The organism is Nostoc sp., from assembly GCF_035638895.1.
Classification (GTDB): domain Bacteria; phylum Cyanobacteriota; class Cyanobacteriia; order Cyanobacteriales; family Nostocaceae; genus Nostoc.
This window is the reverse complement of sequence record NZ_DASQZC010000642.1, coordinates 1-1,607: the sequence shown is the minus strand read 5'-3', so window position 1 is coordinate 1,607 and position 1,607 is coordinate 1. Positions and strand designations below refer to the sequence as shown.

The 1,607-nt window shown below is 42.2% G+C and carries 3 protein-coding genes; 2 read left to right on the top strand and 1 reads right to left on the bottom strand.

Annotated elements, in window-relative coordinates; all coding sequences use genetic code 11:
- Nucleotides 1–321 (top strand): hypothetical protein (locus VE944_RS30825; protein ID WP_324986585.1); only part of this gene is annotated, 321 nt, incomplete at its 5' end.
- A gap of 156 nt (nucleotides 322–477) precedes the next feature.
- Here VE944_RS30825 and VE944_RS30820 read toward each other — a convergent pair.
- Nucleotides 478–1,092, bottom strand: coding sequence for a hypothetical protein (locus VE944_RS30820; RefSeq protein WP_324986583.1), 615 nt, complete (start codon nucleotides 1,090–1,092; stop codon nucleotides 478–480).
- Nucleotides 1,093–1,346: 254 nt separating this feature from the next.
- Between VE944_RS30820 and VE944_RS30815 the strand changes: the two genes are divergently transcribed.
- A partial coding sequence (locus VE944_RS30815; protein ID WP_324986580.1) for a hypothetical protein occupies nucleotides 1,347–1,607 on the top strand: 261 nt, incomplete at its 3' end.

Sequence of the window (1,607 nt, the reverse complement as noted above, 5' to 3'; positions counted from 1 at the left end):
CACCACGGCGACGTGATTGTTTGCAAAACTTCCAAGGGTGAGATTCCTTTTCTTAAAAAAGAACTAGTTGCGGAATCCGCGCCGCTTGAATCAGTCGATGCTGAGATTATTGATGTTGAAGTTGAGGATATTTCTGAGCAATTGAAAGAGGCGATCGCGATCGTTATTGAGTATTTGCCAGAAGCTGAACTAAAAGCTGTACTGGCAGCCAGTTTGGGTATTGGTGCATTACACTTACCGGGCGATACCCAACACATGGCGGCGAAGTTGATAGGTGGACAGGAGATGCCAGCGTTAAGCAGTTCGCCGATTGCAAGATAGAATATTTGACACTCCTCATCCTGAAGTCTGAGGATTCTTAGTTCAATGATCGGACTTAGAATTAAGAACGTTACCGCACCTAACCCAGAGGTCTAATCTCCCTAAGCGTTTACTGTATCGAGTACAGAAGTTCCGAGTAGTAAATCTACTATGGGGTTAATTTTTTGGTTCACGACGTTTGGCAAACGATTGAAGTAGTTGTTGCTGTTCTACGAATTCAATATGCACCACTTTCCAGCCAGTCTCGCGCCCAATCTTATCAGTTCTAATAAAAGCGAAACTACCAAATATAAAAACTTCTTCCCCCTTGGAAGTTTTTGGGGTAATTCCAGTTAATTCCTTAATTTTAGAAGTTGGCAGTATCCACTCAAACTGCACTATTTTCTCCAAATCCTCGTAAATAGCTAGGGGCGATCGCTGCTGTGGTGCATAAGTATAAGACATCATTCTTTCTATGAGTTGCGCCATAACGTTGATGGCTGGCAAATAGTCTGTTGTAGACATTGCCTCATTGGTGTCAGGCTCAACATTCAACTTGTCTAGTTTGTCCACTTGCACTTCTGGCTGAATTGGAAAATCAGTGATCGCACCTCCACCCCGAATATGCTTGTCCAGTCTGTCCAGTAGCTCCAATTGCTCAAGTGATATTTGCCCACGGGCTACTGGTTGTATCTTCAACCCGTTGATCCGGTTGCTGACAGCCTGCCTGGAGTTTAGCTTGTAGCGGTCTTGCAGGGTAGATATTTTGATTAGTTCGTTTTGTCCAGTCATTGTTAATTTGTCCAGTCACCCACTGGACAATTGTAATTTGTCCAGTGGGTGACTGGACAAACTTGGATTAAAATTTTCTTTCTCATTTGGGGAAATGTTGACATTCCTTTTGTCCAATGACTAGCATGGGACACGTTAATATCTAAAATTTATTCTCCTGTCTCCTCGAATAGAAATCGACGGATGTGCAAGGCATCCGTTTTTTTGTGAGTATGGGGAATCAGTTATCTGACAACTGATGACTAATAACTGATATGTTAAGACTCCCCTTTAAGACTTCCCCAAAAGAATTTGAAAAAGTTACCGTTGGCAATGTTGAAATTGGTGAATTAGAATTACCGAAGTATGGTGACATTAGCCCCAACGAGCGCCTGTTTATCAAAGCTGCTAACCTTGCGGATATCCGCATCGCTGCTGTAAAACTAGCCAAAGATATTGCCATTAAATCGGATAAAAAAGTAATTGAAATTTACAATGCGCTAACTCAAGGTGATAGCGATTCTTTACAGGATTTC